Origin of the sequence: Paraburkholderia caledonica, assembly GCF_000383275.1 — a bacterium.
Lineage (GTDB): Bacteria > Pseudomonadota > Gammaproteobacteria > Burkholderiales > Burkholderiaceae > Paraburkholderia > Paraburkholderia caledonica.
In genome coordinates this window covers 768,939-788,508 of the sequence record NZ_KB911034.1, presented here as the reverse complement: position 1 = coordinate 788,508, position 19,570 = coordinate 768,939, and the positions used below count along the sequence as shown (strand labels likewise).

Below are 19,570 nucleotides of genomic sequence, written 5' to 3'. Positions count from 1 at the left end.
GGTGGAAGATGTCGGCGCCCACCGAGGTTGCCGACGGAACCGTGAATCTGAGAGGTGCCTGGACAGCAGCGGAACAGACCTGTCACGCGACGGCTCACGGGTCGCCGGGCAATCGCTGTCTCCGCTGGCGGGCATTTCGCCGCCACGGCATGAACGACGCATGACGACGCCGCCATGTGCGGAAGAATAAGGTAGTGCCGGCCGGTCGGCGCGACACCCTTTCGGGTTGCTGTCTCCACAGTCACTCCATCTGTTTTCGTTAGACCGGCCGTTGCGCCGTTGATGACATTAAACTCATCGCTGATCGTTTTGTCAATGTAGACGTTCGAATCTATACTGTGGACATAACCAGATCAGGATTGAACATGACGAACACGACAAATCGCCGGACAACCCAGCGTCCGGCGCGTAAGGCGCCGGTCTCGCCGGCTCCCGCCGTCGAAGAACGCGAGCCTCGCGGCGCGCGCCGCAAACGTGAGACACGCGCGCGGCTGCTGGATGCGGCGCTCAGGTTGATGGCCGAAAAAGGCATGGAGGGCGTGGCAATCAACGAGATCACCGAGGCGGCAGACGTCGGCTTCGGCTCGTTTTACAACCACTTCGAGTCAAAAGAGGCGATCTACGCAACGCTGATCGACAACGTGTTCGAGGAATTTGCGGACACGCTCGATCGTCTCGCGGGCGGCATTTCCGATCCGGCCGAAGTGGTCTCGGTCTCGGTGCGCCATACGGTGCTGCGCGCACGGCGCGACCCGGTTTGGGGACGTTTCCTGATTCGCGAAGGGTTCTCCGCTCGTGTCGTGAGCCGCGGGCTGGGCCAGCGACTGCTGCGCGACATAGGCAACGGCATCGCTGCGAAGCGTTTCATCGTCGCAGATCCGTTTGTCGCGTTTCTGGCAGTGGGAGGCACGGTCCTCTCAGTGATTGCAGCCGATCTGAACTTTGCCGCACCGGGCGCAACCGCACCGGCAGTGCTCGCAGAACTCGGCTTTAGCGGCGAGCATTTTCCCGAGCGCACGGCGGCCATGCTGCTGCAAACGCTGGGTCTGAAGCGCGCGGAGGCGGAAAAGATCGCGGCGCGTCCGCTGCCCGTCGTGGACGAGGCCGCAGAGGAGCAGTGAGAGGGATGACTGCCACCCGGAATGTCACCCCCGGTGCCGCTCGCACCACGCTCATCGAGCGTGATACGCAGCTCGCGGAGCTGCTTTAATTCTCGCCGCGCAGGACGGATTGGTCGGCGATCGTTGCAGCGCTATCGGACAAACGGGGACATGCCAGCGCCGCCTTCCCCGTTTTCACTCGTCATTGCCCCGACGCCGCCGTCTGCTGGTTCACTGGCAGCTCGCCCATCGCCTGGAAAAGCGCCGCGGTGTCGCTCATGCGCTGGCTGGCCGCCCGCACCGCGCCCATTTGCGCGTTCAGATAGCGCGCTTCGCTCGCGTACTGCGCCGTGGCAGGCAACGACCCCATACGATGGCGCGACGCGGTGTCGTCGAATGCCGCGCGCGCGGCCTGAGCGGCTACTTCGTTCGACGTCAGCGTCTGCGCATCGTTGTCGAGTGCGGCCAGCGAATTCGCCACGTCCTGGAACGCGGAAAGCACCGTCGCCTTGTAGTGCAGCACTGAGGCGTCGTAGGCATCGATCGACGCGCGGCGCTGTGCAACGAGCGCGCCGCCATGGAAGATCGGCTGCGACAGGCTGGCGCCGATTGCCCATAGGCCGCCCGCGCCCGAAAGCAGCGCCGGCCAGCTAAAGCCGCCGCGGCCCATCGAGGCGGTCAGCGACAGGCTCGGGAACATCTGCGCCGTTGCAGAGCCGACATCGGCGGCTGCAGCCTTGACGGCGGCGTCAGCGGCCTGAATGTCAGGACGCGCACGCAGCAGGTCCGAAGGCACGGCCACGGGCACATGTTCGGGCAGCGACAGCGTGTCGAGTGCCGGCACGCTCGGCGGGTTGTCGGGCGTACGGCCGAGCAGCACAGCGAGTGCATGAATCGCAGACGCGCGCTGCTGACGCAGCGCTGGCAAAGTCGCCGCGACCGACGCGGCATCCTGTTTCGACCCAAGCGCCTGCACGCGCGAGACCGAGCCGAGCGCATAGCGCTGCTGATCGTCGCTTGCCGTGTCGTTGGATACGGCAACGAGCCGTTCGGTGAGCGCGATCTGCCGGTCGAGCGCCGCGACATTGATCGAAGCACCCACGATGTTCGCGGCCAGCGCACGCCGCGACGCTTCCAGCTCATACGCCTGTACGTTCACGCGAGCCGCGCTTGCCGAGTTCATGTAACGGGTCTGCCCGAACAGGTCGAAGGTGTAGTGCGCCGCAAGCTGACCGGCAAAGAAGTTGTATTGCACCTGCTCGGGACCCAGTCCGGGCACGACCGGTGACCGGGCGCGCTGGACCTGTGCGACACCGTCGATCGACGGAAGCGTCGTCTCGCCAATCTGCGCCCGCAGTTGCTGTTGCGCCGACGCGAGCGTGCGCTGTGCCGCCGCGAGCGTAGGACTGTTGCGCAAGCCCTCGTCGACGAGAGCGTCGAGCGCATCGGAGCGATAGAGGCGCCACCATTGCGGCGCTGAGGTCGCGCCTACATCGAAAGTCTGCGTAACGCCGCCCGCCGCCACTGTCTTCGAAGGCTGCGCCTGCGCGCCGTAATGCTCGGGCGAAGGCATGGCCGGCGGCTCGCCGCCCGGCCCGAACGAGCACGCGCTCACAGCGAGTGCCGCAGCCACCGCCAGCACCAATGTCCTGTGGTTGAAGCTCATGATCAAACCTCCGTATGCTCGACGACGACCGGTTGCGTGCCGCGCTCGTCATGGCGGACCCTGAAGCACGTCGCGTACAGCGCCGGCAGAAAGAACACGGTCAGCACCGTGGCGATCGTGATGCCGCCCATCAGCGCGGTTGCCATGGGTCCGAAGAAGCCCGAGCGAAGCAGCGGAATCAGCGCGAGCACGGCGGCGGCCGCCGTCAGCATGATCGGCCTGAAGCGCCGCACCGTTGCGCCGATGATGGCGTCGAAGCGCGCATGCCCCGCCGCGATGTCCTGATCGATCTGATCGACCAGGATCACCGAGTTGCGCATGATGATGCCGAACATCGCGATCACGCCGAGCAGCGCGACGAATCCGAATGGCTTGCCGAACAGCAGCAGCGCAGTCACCACGCCGATCAGACCCAGCGGCGCCGTCAGCACCACGATGAACGTCCGCGCAAAGTTCTTGAGCTGAATCATCAGCAGCGTGAGCACCGCAATGATCATCAGCGGCATTTCCGCATTGATCGACGTTTGCCCCTTCACGCTTTCTTCGACCGCACCGCCCACGTCGATCCGATAGCCGACAGGCAGCGTGGCGCGCACCGAGGTCAGTGCGTGGTCGATGTCGCGCGTGACGTCGATGCCCTGTGCGTCGCCGCGTACATCGGCCTGCACCGTAATGGTCGGCTGCCGGTCGCGTTCCCAGATCACGCCGTACTCCAGCGTATCGCGTACATGACCCAGCGAGCCGAGCGGCACTGGGCCATTCGGTGTCGGAATCGCGAGGCTCGTGAGCTTTGCCGGATCGACGCGCTCGCTCTTCGGCGCGCGCAGATCCACGTTGATCAGCTTGTCGCGCTCGCGATACTGCGTGACCGTATATCCCGATAGCGTCATGGCGAGAAAGCTCGATACGTCTTCCGAACTCACGCCCAACTGGCGCGCCCTGTTCTGGTCGATCTCGAACGAGATGGAGCGTTCGGCCGGTTCGTCCCAGTCGAACTGGACGTTGCGCGTGCGCGAGTCGCCACGGACCTTCTCCGCGACCGTCTCGGCGAGCGAGCGCACCGTCGCGATGTCGTCGCCGCTCACGCGGAACTTGATCGGGAAGCCCACGGGCGGCCCGTTCTCGAGTCGTGCAACACGGGTACGAACACCGGAGAATTCTTTCTCGAGTTTCGTGTCGAGCCAGTGCATCAGCTCCTCACGCGTTTCGACGTCCCGGGCCGTAATCACGAATTGCGCGAAGTTCGGCTGCTGAAGCTGCTGGTCGAGCGGCAGATAGAAGCGCGGCGCGCCCGTGCCGACAAAATCGACGAAATGCTGGATCTCCGCCTTGCCGTCGAGCACTTTCTCAAGGCGCTTCGCCTCACGCAGCGTTGCCTCGAACGAAGCACCTTCGGGCAACCTCAGGTCCACGAGCAGTTCAGGCCGCTCGGAGTTCGGGAAAAACTGCTGCGGCACGCGCGTGAATGCGCCCATGGCGATCGCAAACAGCACGGCGGTCACCCCGAGCACGACCCAGCGCCGCTCGATGCACCACGTCACCCAGCCTGCCAGACGCTTGTAGAAGCCGGTGTTGTACACATCGTGCTCATGCTCGTGCCCGTGCTGGTGCCCATGACCGCTGCCCGCATGACCCTTGCGCTCCGGCAACATGTGGAAACCCAGCAGCGGCACCAGCACGACTGCCGCGAACCACGAAACGACGAGCGCGATTGCCGACACTTCGAAAATGGAGCGCGTGTACTCGCCCGTGCTCGATTTCGCGAGTGCGATCGGCAGGAAACCGCAGACGGTCACGAGCGTGCCGGTCAGCATCGGAAATGCGGTGCTGGTGTAGGCAAACGCCGCGGCGCGCGTGCGGCTCCAGCCCTGCTCCAGTTTCACCGCCATCATTTCGACCGCGATGATCGCGTCGTCGACGAGCAGGCCGAGCGCGAGCACGAGCGTGCCGAGCGACACCTTGTCGAGGCCGATACCGAACAGATGCATGCATAGCGCCGTCACCGCGAGCACGATCGGAATGGTGATCACGACCACCATGCCCGTTCGCAGGCCGAGCGAAACGAGACTCACGACGAGCACGATCGCCACAGCCTCGCCGACCGAGCGCACGAACTCGTCGACCGAGTGCTTGACCGCATGCGGCATGCTCGAAACGGGGGCGAGCTTCAGACCCGCGGGCAGCGTGGCCTGCAGTTCGGACGCCTTTGCGTCGAGCGCCTTGCCCAAGTCGATGACGTCGCCGCCCTTTTGCATCGTCACGCCAATGCCGAGCACCGCCTGTCCGCCGACGCGCATCTGCGTCACGGGCGGATCGTCATAGCCGCGCCTGATGGTGGCGATGTCGCCGAGCCGGAACGTGCGCTTGTTGATCGTGATTAGCACGTCCGCCAACGCCTGCTCGTCCTTGATCGCGCCGCTTGGCCGCACGAACACGCGGTCATCAGCCGTGGTGACCGTGCCGACGGGCGCGACGGTATTCTGCGCGTCGATGGCTTGAGCCAGTTGCTGCGGCGTGATCGAAAGCCGCGTGAGCTGCGCATTCGAGACCTCGACGAAAATGTGCTGGTCGGGATCGCCGAAGTAATCGACCTTCGCCACGCCGGGCACGCGCAGCAGCACCGTGCGCAGCTTGTCGGCGTAGTCGTGCAGCTGCGCGGGCGTGAAGCCGTCGCCCTCGAGCGCGTAGATGTTGGTGTAGACGTCGCCGAACTCGTCGTTAAAGAATGGCCCGACCGTACCCTTCGGCAGCGTTGCCCGGATATCGCCCACCTTCTTGCGAACCTGGTACCAGGTCTCGGGCACTTCCTTGACGGGCGCCGAGTCCTTCATCGCGAAGAAAATCATCGACTCGCCGGGGCGCGAGTAGCTCTTGATGTTGTCCACATACGGCGCCGCCTGCAACTGGCGGCCGATACGATCCGTGATCTGCTCCTGCACATCGCGGGCGGTCGCGCCCGGCCAGTAGGTCTGAATGACCATCGTGCGAAACGTGAATGGCGGATCTTCCGATTGCGCGAGGCGCGTATAGCCGATCACGCCGAAGAGCGTCGCCAGTCCGATCAGGAAGATCACGAGCTGCTGGTGACGCAGTGCCCAGGAGGAGAGATTGAAACCGCCTGTGTCGGCGGTCTCTTTGTCGGAAGCATTCACGGGCGGCATGTCCGGCCCGTTCTCATGGTCGCGTGCGTTCATGACGGGAAGTCCTCCGGATGCAGCGGCGGCACGACTTGCACATGCTGCCCCGAACTCACGGCGTGCACGCCTTGCAGGATCACGCGTTCGCCGTCATGCAGGCCCGAACCGATCGACACCGTACGTTCTTCGTATCGCTGGATCGTGACCGGGCGCAACTCGAGCGTGTCGCTTCCGCTACGCACGACCCACACCGCGGGATTCTCGCCACGATGGAAAAGCGCAGTCACCGGCAGCGTGAAGGTCTGTCCAACTGCGTTGCCCTGAACCGAATCGAACGCGACATTGGCCGTCATGCCAAGGCGCACTTCCGGGCTCGCTGCCGCGAGCGTCAGCTTGACCCGCCAGGTGCGGCTTTCCTGATCGGCGGCGGCCGACACTTCGCGCACGCTCGCCTCGAACGACTTGCCCGGCAACGCGGGCAGCGTCACACGCGCCTTGCTGCCGGCCTTCAGCGAGTTGACCACGCGCTCCGGGGCATCGCAGACGATATCCACATCACCCGTCCAGTCGATGTGATACACGGCCTGCGTGGCCTGCACGTTCTGCCCGGTGTTGGCATCTTCGGAAGTCACCACGCCGTCGTGATCCGCGGCAAGCGTTGCATAGCGCAGGTGATCGGCGGCGAGCGCCATCTGCGCCAGCGAGGAATTGCGCTGCGCCAGCGCGGTCGCGTAGGCGTCCTGGGTCTGTTCGAGCTGTGCGGGCGCAATCAGGTTCGCGTGCGCCTGCGCCTCGTCGCGGTCGAGCTGCTGTTTGGCAAACACGAGGCGATGTTCTGCGGCGTCGAGCTGCGCTCGCGCGCTGACAAGGTTGTTCTGCAGATCGGTTGGGTCGAGCAGCGCCACCGTCTGTCCCGCCTTGACGGTATCGCCGATACGCACTCGCCGCTCAGTGATCTTGCCGCCGACGCGAAACGAAAGCGTCGTGGAATAGCGCGCCTCTACCTGCGCGGGCAGCGACTCGCCCGGGATGCGTCCGTCGGGGCGAACCACACGTGCAACGACCGGCTTGGCCGCGGGCGCCACGACCTCGCGTTGATGACATGCGGAAAGAAGGATTGCGCTGCACGCCATGAGGATGACGGGCGCCCGATGCGTCGACCGGATGATGGAAGGTAACAACGAACGCGCCCGCTTCAGCGCGACAGGAACGGAATGTTTCACGATGTTCACAAGACAGGTGGTGAGTCCAGGTAGAAAAGTCGTCCGCGCTGATGAAAGGCCGCCGTGCCCGGAAGCACGCGTTGCCATTGGCGCGAAAACAGGAAAGCCCTCTGATGCGCTACTGATCCTCTCGAGCGCCGCGGCAAACGATGGCACCGGTTTCTGGCCGGCTATCGAACCTGGCACGCAACACATGTGTGTTGCAGATCAGCATTGACGGAGCCGCGCGATTGCGTAAGCGCACGCGTTGCTATGCACGGTATCTGCGGATTCCGGCCTGGTGTCCGTCAACGCCTGAGACGCCGCCGCTGTATCCACCCTGCTCGTTCAGTCCTGCTAGCCCACGTTTCCGCATGTCAGCCGCACGGATGAGATTAGACCCATAACTGATAATGTTGTCAACCATGACGTATGAATCTAAAATCGGAACAGACAATGACCGAGGAGGCAACAATGTCTGATGGCTCCAACCCGCGCGCGAGCCGGCGACAAGCAGTCATGGTCCCGATTCCGGCGCGCAAACCGCTCGCCGGAGATTCACCGCGTCTTGCCCGGCGCAAGAGCGAAACCCGCGCCCGTCTGCTCGACGCCGCGTTCGGACTGATCGCGAAAAATGGAATGGACGGTGTGACGATCAGCGAAATCACAGACGCAGCCGATGTGGGATTCGGCTCCTTCTACAACCACTTCGACTCGAAGGAAGGCATCTTCACCGCGCTGGTCGAATGGCTGTTCGAGGAATTCGCCAATACGCTGGATCGACTCGCAAGCGGCTTGTCGGACCCCGCGGAAGTGATCGCGGTGTCGATTCGTCATACGCTTTTGCGCGCTTGCCGCGAGCCGGTCTGGGGAGAACTGCTGATACGCGAAGGCCTGTCTATGCGCGCGCTCAGCCGAGGGCTCGGCCAGCGGCTGCTGCGCGATACGGAGAGAGGCATTTCCGAGCAACGCTTCGTGGTGGCCGACGAGCTGATGTGCGTGATTTCCGTCATCGGCACGGTGCTCGCAGGGGTGGCCGTCGAACTCAATTCCGCCGCGTCGTCGAAACGTGTGGTTCGTATGCGCAAAACGCTTCGATCGAAACAGGAGAAGCTCGCAGAGAACACGGCGGCCATCGTCCTGCAGGCGTTCGGCCTGGGACGCGCGGAGGCGGAGAAGATTGCCCGGCGTCCGCTGCCGGCGCCGCTCCAAAGCCAGCAATGTTTTTGAGGAACCGCCAGGCCGTGTTCTTACTCTCTTCTGATCAGGCAGCGTGCGTCTGCGGCAACCAGCGACGCCCAGCTACTCGAACTGGACGCACTGAGCCGCCGTGCAGCCGACGATGTGGACAAGTTGATAACCGGCTCTCTGCAGCCCGATCTCGGGAGAACACATGCGCAGCTCGACGTGCTGGGTGCGATGCCCGCCGCGGACACCGGTTCGGAAACCCCTGCGGTGGCGAGAACTGCTGTTCGCCATACTGAAAAGGCTACGCGCGGCCGACATCTCGCTGTTGAACCCAAGAACCGTGGTCGTCCAAGGAACGAGAAGTAGCGAACTGATCGCGTGACGGCAATCGACTAAAAAAGAACCGTGGAATAGCCCTGTCTCATGGCTTTATGTGCACGCTGCACGTTGCTTGAAGACACGGCCCGCGTTGAGCATTCCCGTGGGGTCGAGCAGCGCCTTGAGTTTGTTCATCAATTCGATTTCCGGTTCCGAGCGGCTGTAATGCAGGAACGGCTCTTTAATCACCCCGATGCCATGTTCGGCAGAAATACAGCCTTCGGCCTCGCTAACGGCCGCGTAGATCAGTTCTTCGACTTCCAGCAGGTTTGAGGCGTCCGCATACGGGCCGGAAAGCAGATGCAGGTTTCCATCGCCGAGATGGCCAAAGAACAAATGCGTCTGCTGCGGGAAGCGTTCGCTCAAAGACGAGCGTGCATCGTCGACAAAGCGCTCCATCCTGTCCATCGGTATTCCGATGTCGAACGCCGCATGAGGTTTGAGCTTCGACAGCAATTCGCCGACCGTCTCGCGGTATGCCCACAACTGCTTCGCGTGATCGATGGTCTGCGCAATGATCACGTCCTGAACGACGCCTTCTTCGAGCATCCGTTCGAGCGACTGTTCAAGCGCGAGCCTGTCGTCATCGTAGGATTCGCCCAGCGTTTCAACCAGCACATACACGGGAAACCGCTCGTCGAACGGTGCCTTCAATTGAGCGATATCCATCGCCGCGCTCATGAAGTCCTGCCACATCAGTTCGAACGAGGAGAGACTCGCGAGCCGCGCGCGCAGGTACTTGAGCAGACGCGTCGCGTCTTCGAACGACGCGACCGCGCACAACGCCGTATTCGCCGCTGAAGGCTTCGGCTCCAGCTTGAGCACGAGGCGCGTGATCACGCCGAGCGAGCCTTCGGAACCGATAAAAAGCTGCTTCAGATCGATACCTGTGGTGTTCTTCGTCACCCGGTTCATCATCGACAGCACCGTGCCGTCGGGCAATGCAACTTCCAGTCCGAGAATCCGATCGCGCATCGTGCCGAAGCGGATTACGCGATTGCCGCCCGCATTCGTCGCCGCGTTCCCGCCGATCTGACACGTGCCGCGGGCACCGAGATCGAGTGGAAAGAACCACTCCTCCGCTTCGACGAACGTTTGCAACTGTTCGAGCGGCACACCGGCTTGCACCGTCAGCGTACCGCCAATCCTGTCGAACGATTCGATCGCATTGACGCGCGCGAGCGACAACGCGACTTCACCCGCCTGCGGCGTCGCACCGCCCGCGAGTCCAGTCAGTCCGCCCTGTACGACGACCGGTTGTCGATGCTTCGCCAGCACGCGCAATGCGCGTGCAACATGGGCGGGCGTGCGTGGGAACAGGGTCATTCGTGGCCGGACACGCGGCGCGTCGCTCCAGTCGCCGGCGTGTGCATCGGCAACGGACGCATCGAGCGACACGCAATCCGCGCCCAGTGTTTCGACAAGCGAGAGTTGGAGTGCGTCCGGGTGCTGTGCATGCATGTTCCGATCCCCCGCTCAGGTCGCCACACGTTCAATCTGTCCGCCGAAGCGGCCGACGAAACTGCCTGCGATCAACGCGATCAGCGCGACGACCGTCAGGAAGATGCCAGGCGCGGTCAATGCGCCGGTGTGATGCAGCAGTTGCGTGACGACCAGCGGCGTAATGCCTGTGAAGAGCACGGTCGCGAGGTTGAGCGACAGCGCGATGCCGCTGAAACGCACGTTGGTCGGAAAAAGATCGGCCAGCAGATACGCGTAGGCGCCGTTCACAAAGCCGCCGACTATGCCGATGATCACGAACGCAAACAGCGGATCAATGCCATGCGCGGCCACGAGACGGTAAAACGGATAGCTGCCGAACAGCATCAAAAGCGAACCGATGCGATGCCAATGCCGCGAAGGCACCGAATCGCCGAGCCACGCGAATAACAGCAGCGACGCAGACATCGTCGCGATGCCGAGGTTCTGTCCGGCGCTGACTGCCGTAGGCGCGTAGTGCAGAACGGTCGTCAGGTACGACGGCAGCACGACGAAAAGGAGACTGTTCGATGCATTCACAATCCCCGCCACGCCGACCCCGATCGCAACCTGCTTCGGGTAATCGGTCAACACTTTCCTGAACGGACGCTTAACCTTGTGACTCTTGAGCCGCTGATACTCGTTCGATTCTTCGAGCGAAGTGCGCAGCCAGTACGAGACCAGTCCGATCACGCCGCCGAAGATGAAAGCAATGCGCCAGCCGAACGCGAGCACATCGGCGGCGTTGAGCAGCGAGTGAAGCGCAAGGCTGATCAGCGTCGCCGTCAGTACGCCGGAATTCAGGCAGAAGATCACGAGTCCGCTGACGAGACTCGCTCGAACCGGAATCTCTTCAACGACGTACGTGATCGAGCAAGGCAATTCGCCCGCGAGGAAAAAGCCTTGTGCGAGACGCAGCAGCACTAGCAGCACGGGCGCCAGCACGCCGATCGACGCATAGCCTGGAATCAGCCCGATGCCGATGGTCGCCGCCGACATCGCCAGCACGGACACCAGAAAAATCACGCGCCGCCCGAAGCGGTCGCCGAGACTGCTCAACACGATGCCGCCCAACGGACGCGACACGTAGCCGATCGCAAACACGCCGAACGTGCTGATCAGCGACGCCAGCGGATCCGTTGCGGGAAAGAACTGCCGCGCGATTTCACGCGCGAACACGCCGTAGATGATGAAGTCGTAAATCTCCAGCGAGCCCCCGAGGCTCGCGAGTATCACCGTCTTCCACTTCTGCCTGACCGCTGGCTGGCGGGCAACCGCCGCAATGTCTGCTGAGGCCATCGAGTTGTCTCCGTCATGGCTTTTTATCGGAATGTCTATGGCACGCGCTATTCGACCGGTACGGGTGTCGCCGCGGGCGTGCCTGTTCTCAACGCGGCGTCCCGGCCGCCGAATGCTTGCACCAGTCTGTCCTGATCGGCCTTGGCAGCAGCATCGGCAGCCTCGGGATCGACCAGCGTCCGAAGCTGCCGTTCGAAGCGCGCCAGCACGTCGGCGTATTCCGGCAACGGCGCAAGATCACGCAGCTCTTCCGGGTCATTTTCCAGATCGAACAGTTCCGGCCGCATGCCGACGTAATGGTGGTACTTGTAGCGGCTGTCCGCGACCATGTAGGCTGCGCTCTCCGATCCCACGGCGTGATATTCGCTGAACGCGAGGCGCTCAGGCACGTCTTCCGCGCGGGCAAGTTTAACGAGCGACTCGCCCGGACCGTCGATCATTTCCGCATCGCAGCCCGCGCATTCGAGCAGCGTATTCTGGATATCGACCAGCGACACCGGTGTGCCGCTCACCTTGCCCGCCGGAATGTCCGGACCGGCGACGATCATCGGCACGCCCGTCGACTCGCGGTACATGAGGCACTTGTTCCACATGCCGCGCTTGCCGAGGTTGTCGCCGTGATCGCTGCTGTAGATGATCGTCGTCGATTCGTCGAGCCCGTTCTCTCGCAGCGCGGCGAGCACCTTGCCGACCTGTGCGTCGAGAAACGACACGAGCGCGTAATAGCACGCGACGGCGAGGCGCCGACGCTCGTCGCTGCCGATCGCGGCGTCGTGATCCATATGCCGCGCCTGACGTTCCACCCACGGATGCCGCACGTAACCCGTCGACGGATGCAGCGCCGGCAGATCGATCCCGTCTGGATCATAAAGATCGAAGAATTCCTGCGGCACGACGAGCGGAAAATGCGGCGCAACGAGGCCGACGAACAGCACCCAGGGTTTGTCGTCGCGGCTGTGCGCGCCGAGCCAGTCGCACGCCGTATCGGCCACGCGCATGTCGAAGCGGTTGTAGTCGGACATGCCCGGACCGATCTTGTCGTAGAGCGGAGAGCGGCCCATCGTCTCGGGCATCGGATTGCGCACCGAGCCCCACACCTGGCCGATGCCATCGAGAATGTGCACCGCGTGATGCTGCTTGCGAAAGCCAACGGGCGACGCCTCCGTCTTGTAGTGCAGCTTGCCGATCGACTCTGTCAGCACGCCGCTCGCCGACAGATGCTGCGCCCAGCCAGGCGTACTGCCGTCGTATGCGATTGCGTTGTCCCAGCAGCGGATGTCGTGAACATAGCGCCCCGTCGCGAGACTCGCGCGCGCCGGCACGCAGATCGGCGACGGCGTGTATGCGTTGCTGAAGCGCGTGCCGCGCTGCGCGAGCGCATCGAGCGCCGGCGTCTTGATGAGCGGGTGTCCGGCGCACCCCATCAGGTTGTGCTGATGTTCGTCGGACAGAATGAAAAGGACGTTGGTGGGCTTCATGGCGCTGTCTCTGCGGCTTGTATTCGGTATTGCCGCGTCTCCTGCAGTTCATAGTGGTCTAACGCCGCATGACGTGCAATTGACATTTTTTGAGAAGCGAATAACTATTGGTTATTCGCTTTCGCGCCAGGCCACTGCGTATGGATCCGATCGAACGCTTCTTCCAAGCTGGATTGAAGCTCAGTCATCTGCGTCTGCTCACAATGTTCGACAGCCTTGGGCAAATCCGGCTCGTTGCCGAAAAGCTCAACGTGACGCAACCTGCCATATCGAAGCAGCTGGCAGAACTTGAAGCGGGTCTCGGCGGGCCCGTGCTGACGCGTGTGGGCAACCGGCTGTTTTTCACGCCGGTCGGCGAGGCGCTGATGAAGCGCGCTCGCGAGGTATTTCATCAGCTTGAACAGGCGCGCTTCGAGGTCGATGCGTTGACGAGCGGCATCTCGGGCAAGATTTCCGTCGGCGCGGTCGCGACCGTAATGCCTGTCTTCGCCCCCGAACTCGTGGCCGAACTGAAAAAACACGCGCCGCATGTGAACGTAAGTTTTTACGAGGCCACCAGCGACCGCCTGTTTCCGATGCTCGCCGCCGGCGCGCTCGATTTCGTCCTGAGTCGCACGGGTCCGCCGCGCGCCGACACGGCGGCATTCGCTTCGCATGCTGTGCTCAATGATCCGATCGTCGTGGTCTGCGGGCGCGAGCATCCGCTCGCCGGGCGCCGCACGATCGGCGCGTCAGATCTCGCCGGACTGCCGTGGATCCTGCCGCCGCGCGAAGCGCCGACCTTTCTCTCGCTGCAAGCTTGAATGCATGAACACGAACTCGAGTTTCCCGATGGCTGCGTGCAATCCATTTCGTTGCAAGCGAACGAAGCAATGATCGCTTCGTATCCGTTTCTTGCGCTGATGCCACTCGCAGTCGCGCGGCAAGGCGTGCATCGCGAGAAACTCGCGATTCTTCCGTTAGAAGGAACCCGCTTTCTGGAGACGGTGCAGCTGTTCTATAACCACTCGTCGGCGAATCCTGTCCTGCCCGTCGCGCTAACCTGTATTGAGTTAGCTGAAAAGCGGATTTCGAGTTTGCTGCTAGCGTAAGGTTCGTAGACCCAAGTAAATCGACCAATCGCGGTGTCGTTCTCGATCGACGATAGCGTAGTTCAGAAACGACCGCGCGTTTTCCGCCTTGCTCAGATCTGCAATGAACTTGCACAGATCCGCACTCGCTAAGGGACCGGTCACCCGCCTAAGATGCCTCTACACCGACAGCGAGGGATGAGCCAGCGTGGCTCGGCGCACACGGAAACACCTCACGTATTGGCATCCGTCGATGTCGCTTCAGCAAGGGCACACCATGGCAGACCGGTCCACCGCCTGCAAGCAGGCGCTTGGCAGCGTCAAGGCGCCCAAATCGGTGGAGTTCTGGACGGACCTGCCGCGTAGTGCGGTGGGCAAGATACTCAAACGGGAAATACGCGCGCGGTTCTGGGAGGGACAGTGGAGGTCCGTCTGAGCTTGCGGCACTTATGCGGACGGCGATAAGCTCGCCGCCCGCCTTCAATATCCTGCCTGTCACGCTTGAAGCTGCGTTCGCGACCTAGCCGATTCCATGCGCCAGCACGTGGCGTACGAAAGGAAGCACGCTCTCCCCTGCCAGCATGCCAAGCAGACCCACAAGCGCGATCGTCGGCGGCGCCGGCGACTTCACGTTGATAACGCTATAGACTAGCCCGACCAACACTCCGGCAGCGAGCGACACGAGGTAAGGTTTCATGAAGTTTTCCAGTTCCGTGCAGGGAAACAACGCTCACATTTCAAGCACGACGCGGCCACGGGTCCCAGCCTGGACCGCGTCGTATGCAGCCTTTGCATTTTCCAGCGCGTACCGTTGCGCAATCACCGGCGGCTCGAAGCTTCCTTTCTCGAATTCGGCTCTTAACGCATCCATGAAGGGTGCAGAGTCGGCAACGCCAAGCTTCGCGCTGTCCGCCCCGTATAGCTGTGTCTCGTTGTGATAAAAGTCGATCAGATCGAATTCGACGCGCCGCTTGCCCGTGGCACTGATTTCAACCACGCGCCCGCGCCGCTTCGCAAGCGAAAGCGCAAGCTCGAACGTCACGCCTCCTACCGCATCGTAGACGAGGTCGACACCACCGTTTGCCAGCTCGCGCACACGCAGTGCTGCGTCCTCCGATATAGGCACGTAATGGTCGATGAGGCGACCGGCAGGTGAATCCGGAAGCGGTTCATGACGGTCCACTGCAATCACTCGCGCGCCGCGTGCTTTTGCAATTTGCGTCACGGCACCGCCAACGCCTCCCGACGCACCAATCACGGCGATGGTTTCGCCCGCGGAAAGTCGTCCGTACTCGACTGCGCCGAGCCATGCAACGACGAAATTGACGCCAATGGAAGCGGCTTCGGCGTGTGAAAGGTTGGCCGGCTTGCGCGACAGCGCTTTCAGCGGAATTCGCAGAAATTCAGCGTGGGTTCCGTCGCGCGTGAAACCAATGTCGCCTCCCGTGCCCCAAACCTCTGCTCCGATCCATTCGGCAGGACCTTCGACGACAACGCCGCTGAAATCGCGGCCAGGAATTCGCGGCGGTACGGTGTGCGAGAAGTGACCCGAAAGATTCTTGACGTCACTAGGATTGACCGACGCCGCCTTGACCTGAACCACCGCCTGCTCTGCATCGGCATGCGGGGTCTCCAGATCGAGATACTCGAGTACGCTCGGGTCACCGAACGAGCGGAATTGAATTGCTTTCATGGCCTGGTCCTTTGACGGTTCTGGCTGCACTGGAGTCAGTGCATGCATTCACGAGTCAAAGTGTAGTGCGCGATGCGGCGGGCGTTGCGACAATGACTTCTGTGTTTCGGACAAATGCAAAGGAGCGTCCGATTGATTTACCGACTGTCCCGCACTACCCTTTCGCGCAACAACACACGAATCGATGCCATGTCCAAAGCAGTTCCTCCTGACCTGTCGGATAGCACGGAGCCCGGAAAGTCCTTGGCCCGGACGTACCCTCGTGGACTGCACATCGAGCCGCATTCACATGACTGGGCGCAAGTTCTCTATGCGGTGGCGGGCGTCATGTGGGTCGAGGTCGGACGCCAGGCGTTGGTGGTCCCGCCTCAGCGGGCGGTCTGGCTGCCTCCTGGTACCGTACATTCGATTCGAATGATGAGTGCGGTCGAGATGCGAAATCTCTACCTGAGAAAACGCGACGTCGAGCATTTGACCAAACTCCCGGACGTGTTCGAAATCAATGGCCTTTTGCGCGAGCTCATCACGACCATTGCAGAGCGCGAAGCGGAGCGAGACGACGAATACCTGGACCTCGCATACCGGTTCGCCGCGCTGGAACTCGCACACGCGAATCGCTACTCGCTACGAATCCCATTGCCGGATGGCACCGACCGTCGGCTCGAAGTCCTTTGTCGAGCGGTCATAGAAAATCCGTCGGTCGACATCAGCTTCGAGCAGCATGCGGCGTCCGTGGGCGCGAGCGTGCGCACCTTGGCGCGACTGTTTTCCCGCTCGCTAGGCATCGGCTTCGCTGAATGGAGGCGGCAGGTACAACTTGCGATTGCGGTTTCCAGGCTCGCCGAAGGTCAGTCGGTCAGTACCATCGCTCGGGCGCTTGGATATCAGCCAAGCAGTTTCAGTGACATGTTCCGGCGAGAACTGGGAACGTCGCCAAGCGAGTTCGGTGCAGACCAGACGCTCGCCGATGCGTCCGGAGGGCCGGAGCCGACTCCTGGCCTGGGTCGCCGGCAATGAAAGTGCGCTTCGCGAGCCGCGCCCGGTCGTCCGTTCATCGGCTCACGCGGGCTACAGCCTCTGCTATCGCAGCCTTTCCTCTACCGCCGCTGGCTTGCAAAAGCGCCAGAATCGAGTCATCCGCCCTGACATGGAACAGAAAGTGCTGCATCCAGCGCTCATCAAACGAATGCCGGAGCTCGTCCAGTCACGGGGCTTCCGCTTGAGGGAGAGCTAATGGGCTCGCAACGCACAGAGTGTCAACGGCCAGTCCTCGCGACTGATTGTCGTGGCCTTATCGGCAACATGAAGACGACGGCGCTCGTTTCCACCCATGGGTCCATTGATTTCATGTGTTATCCGCGCATGGATTCGCCCACCATCTTCGCCGCGTTGCTGGACAAAGAAGGTGGCCAGTTTTCGATCACTCCATGCTCTGCCGATTTCACTTCGAAGCAGATGTATTTGCCGGAGACCAACGTCCTCCTGACCCGCTTCATGACAGGCGATGGCGTTTGCGAGCTTGTCGATTTCATGCCAGTCGTCAATGACTCCAAGGGCAAACTCTCACAGTCGACTGCAAACTGCGTGATACGGGCGGTCAAGGTTCTGTTTGGCTCGATGCACCTTTCAATCTCCTGCACACCGCGCTTCAATTACGGGCGCGCCGGCCACACTGTCGAGCAGACAACGGGAGGCTTCCGGTTCGTGCCCGATGACGGTGCCGCACCTCTTCTCCTCCATGCGTCAACATCACTTGCATGCGACCGCGGCACGGTTGAAGCCACAGTGAAGCTTAGCGAAGGCGACACGCTTTGCATCGTGCTCGGCGCCGAGGCCGAGCTCGCGGAACAGAAGATTGATGGTGAGGCGCTGCTCAGCGATACCACCGACTTCTGGAAGCGCTGGTCTTCCCAGTCGTCTTACCGCGGCCGTTACCGGGAGATGGTTCTTCGCTCGGCGCTTACCCTCAAGCTACTCAGTTCGAGTGAGCACGGCGCGATTATCGCGGCACCCACCTTCGGACTTGCTGAATCACAGGACGGCTCACGTAGATGGGATTACCGCTTCACATGGATACGCGATGCCGCGTTTTCCGTCTATGCGCTATTGCGGCTCGGCTACACGCAGGAAGCGGAGCATTTCATGCAATGGATTGCGAACCGGAATCGGGACTGCGCTTCGGACGGCTCCCTCCAGGTGATGTATGCCGTCGACGGCCGGCCCGTGCCAGAAGAAGAAGCCCTCGAACCGTTTGGCGGCTCAACCGGTGGCTTTCTGATAGGCAACGCGGCACGGGACCAGAAGCAACTGGATGTCTATGGGGCGCTCCTCGATGCCGTGTACCTGTACAACAAATATGGCGTCAGCATTTCGTACGAAGGCTGGCGCCATGTAGCGCGAACTGTTCAGTACGTGGTCGCGCACTGGCGGGAGGCGGATAGCGGAATCTGGGAATTGCGCAATGGTACCCGCCCGTTGCTGCATTCTCGCCTCATGTGCTGGGTGACTATTGACCGTGCTCTACGGCTTGCTGAGAAGCGCTCGTTGCCGGCACCGTTTAGCGACTGGTTCGCCGCAAGGGACGAGATTTATCGCGACATCCACGAGAATTTCTGGAACCCGGAGCGCAACAGCTTCGTCCAGACTCCGGGCTCGAACACGTTCGACGCCTCCGTGCTGATGATGCCACTGGTACGGTTCATCGGCCCGCAGGACCCTCGCTGGATCGGAACGCTTGACGCAATCGGCGCAGAACTGAAGGTTGACCCGCTGATATTCCGCTACACGCGCGGTTCGACGCTCGACGGCCTGCCCGGTATGGAAGGCGGATTCAGCGCGTGCTCTTTCTGGTATGCCGAGGCCCTCGCGCGCTCCGGGAGAGTCGACGAGGCCCGCCTCGTATTCGAAAAGATGCTGGCTTACGCGAACCACGTCGGTCTGTTCTCAGAGGAAGTCGCCACGACGGGAGAATCCCTCGGCAACTTTCCGCAAGCACTGACTCACCTCGCCCTGATCAGTGCTGCTTACCGGTTAGACCGCGACCTCGATGGAACCCATGTTCCGTGGACCTGACACTGGGACATTGCGACACAGGGCAGCAATCGGCCTTAATGTACGCTGCAACACCCATCTGGAAGAACCGTTTCAGGGGTTCGACGGAACCGGAGGGCGGACAGGCGCTGAGCGCTCGGCAGGTACGCCGCTTGCGAAAGTTGGTGGAGTTCTCTCTACCACTATCGCGTGATGTCCACCGTACTGCTCGTCGACGATGACCTTGAAAACAGATGGGCGCTGCAACTGGCGCTGGAAAGTCGCGGCCACCGGGTCGTGCTAGCCGGGAACGGATGGGATGCGCTGCGCAAGGCACAAGCCGACTTTCCGGAACTCGTTCTCACCGATCTGGAGATGCCTGAGATGAGCGGCAGAGAGCTTTGCCAGCGTCTCAAGTGCCGGCCTGTATTTTCCGACATACCAGTGGTGTTGCTGTCGGCTATGCCGGAACCTGAAGAAGAAGGGATGCGCTCCTGGAATGCGTTCCTCCGGAAGCCGGCCCCGATTGAAGTGTTGCTCGATACCATCGACACGTTCATCGCTGCGCGGCTGACTTACGCGCGCGCATCGCAGCGCGCCGAGTACCCTATTGTGGTGCGATGGACAGCTATCGATTCGCGATGCTGGCCTTGACTGCATCGCAGCGCGTAGCCACTTTGGCACGTCGTCACTTTGGATCGTGACGGTGCTGATTGGAAAGTTAGCTCGATCCATGCTCTGCACCGAAACCGGCAAACCGTCGTCCGGCTCATGCTGTTCGGTAAAAGAACATTCACTGCGTTTGAGCATCCCGTTCTTCTCTCGCGGGATTCAATCGAGTCGTCGCAAC

15 protein-coding genes are annotated in these 19,570 nt (G+C 62.1%); 7 read left to right on the top strand and 8 right to left on the bottom strand.

Translation table 11 applies throughout. The features are described from left to right. Positions 1 to 365: 365 nt before the first annotated feature. Complete coding sequence (locus tag H281_RS0103630; protein ID WP_020065724.1) at positions 366 to 1,121, top strand: TetR/AcrR family transcriptional regulator; 756 nt, start codon at positions 366 to 368, stop codon at positions 1,119 to 1,121. A 181-nt stretch (positions 1,122 to 1,302) separates the two neighbouring features. On the opposite strand, the gene H281_RS0103620 is transcribed toward H281_RS0103630, so the two are convergent. Genes H281_RS0103620 through H281_RS0103610 form a run of 3 tightly spaced genes read right to left on the bottom strand, consistent with a single transcriptional unit; the run spans position 1,303 to position 7,135 of the window. Next, the gene (locus tag H281_RS0103620; RefSeq protein ID WP_020065723.1) at positions 1,303 to 2,766 is read right to left on the bottom strand and encodes an efflux transporter outer membrane subunit; all 1,464 of its coding nucleotides are present in this window, start codon (positions 2,764 to 2,766) and stop codon (positions 1,303 to 1,305) included. A 2-nt stretch (positions 2,767 to 2,768) separates the two neighbouring features. Beyond that, positions 2,769 to 5,960 carry an efflux RND transporter permease subunit gene (locus H281_RS0103615; protein ID WP_020065722.1) on the bottom strand — a complete coding sequence of 1,064 codons (3,192 nt, stop codon included), beginning with the start codon at positions 5,958 to 5,960 and terminating at the stop codon, positions 2,769 to 2,771. Continuing rightward, positions 5,957 to 7,135, bottom strand: a complete 1,179-nt coding sequence (locus H281_RS0103610) for an efflux RND transporter periplasmic adaptor subunit (RefSeq protein WP_020065721.1) — start codon at positions 7,133 to 7,135, stop codon at positions 5,957 to 5,959. Before H281_RS0103610 ends, H281_RS0103615 begins: the two co-directional genes overlap by 4 nt. Before the next feature lie 444 nt (positions 7,136 to 7,579). Here H281_RS0103610 and H281_RS0103605 point away from each other — a divergent pair, with 444 nt between their 5' ends. Continuing rightward, entirely contained in the window at positions 7,580 to 8,335 is a 756-nt protein-coding gene (locus H281_RS0103605; RefSeq protein ID WP_027804263.1) for a TetR/AcrR family transcriptional regulator, read from the top strand. Between the two features lie 387 nt (positions 8,336 to 8,722). Here the strand turns inward: H281_RS0103605 and H281_RS0103600 are convergent, their stop codons facing one another. The 3 genes from H281_RS0103600 to H281_RS0103590 are packed head-to-tail and all read right to left on the bottom strand — an operon-like array spanning position 8,723 to position 12,927. Continuing rightward, positions 8,723 to 10,132, bottom strand: a complete 1,410-nt coding sequence (locus H281_RS0103600) for an FAD-binding oxidoreductase (protein WP_020065719.1) — start codon at positions 10,130 to 10,132, stop codon at positions 8,723 to 8,725. A gap of 15 nt (positions 10,133 to 10,147) precedes the next feature. Further along, a complete protein-coding gene (locus tag H281_RS0103595; protein ID WP_020065718.1) occupies positions 10,148 to 11,449 on the bottom strand; it encodes an MFS transporter in 1,302 nt (433 codons plus the stop codon). A gap of 47 nt (positions 11,450 to 11,496) precedes the next feature. Continuing rightward, positions 11,497 to 12,927: a sulfatase-like hydrolase/transferase gene (locus H281_RS0103590; protein ID WP_020065717.1), complete on the bottom strand. Its 1,431-nt coding sequence runs from the start codon at positions 12,925 to 12,927 to the stop codon at positions 11,497 to 11,499. Positions 12,928 to 13,067: 140 nt separating this feature from the next. On the opposite strand from H281_RS0103590, the gene H281_RS35375 reads away from it, so the two are divergent. Continuing rightward, positions 13,068 to 13,730, top strand: a complete 663-nt coding sequence (locus tag H281_RS35375) for a LysR family transcriptional regulator (protein WP_020065716.1) — start codon at positions 13,068 to 13,070, stop codon at positions 13,728 to 13,730. After that, positions 13,731 to 14,018, top strand: coding sequence for a type 2 periplasmic-binding domain-containing protein (locus tag H281_RS37190; RefSeq protein WP_020065715.1), 288 nt, complete (start codon positions 13,731 to 13,733; stop codon positions 14,016 to 14,018). Positions 14,019 to 14,517: 499 nt separating this feature from the next. Here H281_RS37190 and H281_RS34280 read toward each other — a convergent pair whose 3' ends face one another. Together H281_RS34280 and H281_RS0103570 are read right to left on the bottom strand one after the other, a co-directional pair. Further along, a complete protein-coding gene (locus H281_RS34280; RefSeq protein ID WP_020065713.1) occupies positions 14,518 to 14,694 on the bottom strand; it encodes a DUF1427 family protein in 177 nt (58 codons plus the stop codon). A gap of 33 nt (positions 14,695 to 14,727) precedes the next feature. Then, complete coding sequence (locus H281_RS0103570) at positions 14,728 to 15,690, bottom strand: quinone oxidoreductase family protein (RefSeq protein WP_020065712.1); 963 nt, start codon at positions 15,688 to 15,690, stop codon at positions 14,728 to 14,730. A gap of 189 nt (positions 15,691 to 15,879) precedes the next feature. On the opposite strand from H281_RS0103570, the gene H281_RS34275 reads away from it, so the two are divergent. The 3 genes from H281_RS34275 (at position 15,880) to H281_RS0103555 (ending at position 19,374) form a co-directional block, all read left to right on the top strand. Further along, positions 15,880 to 16,707, top strand: a complete 828-nt coding sequence (locus H281_RS34275) for an AraC family transcriptional regulator (protein ID WP_051120884.1) — start codon at positions 15,880 to 15,882, stop codon at positions 16,705 to 16,707. A gap of 216 nt (positions 16,708 to 16,923) precedes the next feature. After that, positions 16,924 to 18,762 (top strand): glycoside hydrolase family 15 protein, encoded by a 1,839-nt coding sequence (locus H281_RS0103560; protein WP_027804262.1) that lies wholly within the window; start codon positions 16,924 to 16,926, stop codon positions 18,760 to 18,762. Between the two features lie 171 nt (positions 18,763 to 18,933). After that, positions 18,934 to 19,374 carry a response regulator gene (locus H281_RS0103555; RefSeq protein WP_020065709.1) on the top strand — a complete coding sequence of 147 codons (441 nt, stop codon included), beginning with the start codon at positions 18,934 to 18,936 and terminating at the stop codon, positions 19,372 to 19,374. Positions 19,375 to 19,570 lie beyond the last annotated feature (196 nt).